Below are 474 nucleotides of genomic sequence, written 5' to 3'. Positions count from 1 at the left end.
GATAACTGGAGGCTGTCCCAAAAATTTTACTTCTGGCGACAACCTCTTTTTCATTTCTTTTTACCAACAAACAAAGTAAAGCGGACCAGGCGATCAAAGCCAAAATACCTGTTATTACCATGAATGCGGAGCTTCAAGTGACAACTGGCTCCTATTTTGCTAGAAGAGGTTTTATTACAGAGGCAGAAGGTGACCAACCAGGAACTCGAGCCGGAAAAACGCGGTGAAATTATGGAAGTAGTTGAAGATATGGGAGAAACCTGTGATTTGATCGTTGATTATTGACTAATGTTTCCACTTCCTCCATGTCTACCTCTCCTCTTGTTTATGCAGTCTGTGTATTTCCATCTGAAGATTCTGGATTCGTTCTTGGGGAAGAGTATCAATGGCGTGTCCGGGCAGTTTCCGCTGGTATCCCGGGTGAGTGGTCGGATCCGGTAGTCTCAGACACTCAACAACCAATCGGTCCTGATC

General features: G+C 44.7%; 1 protein-coding gene. It reads left to right on the top strand.

Annotated elements, in window-relative coordinates:
• Positions 1-281: 281 nt before the first annotated feature.
• The coding region (locus ACDX78_RS23245; RefSeq protein ID WP_486031225.1) for a hypothetical protein at positions 282-474 on the top strand (193 nt) is incomplete at its 3' end.

The sequence above is a fragment of the Virgibacillus oceani genome (assembly GCF_041521345.1).
Taxonomy (GTDB): Bacteria; Bacillota; Bacilli; order Bacillales; family Amphibacillaceae; genus Virgibacillus_N; species Virgibacillus_N oceani_A.
The sequence above is the reverse complement of the archived record's forward strand: the minus strand, read 5'-3'. Positions and strand labels throughout refer to the sequence as shown.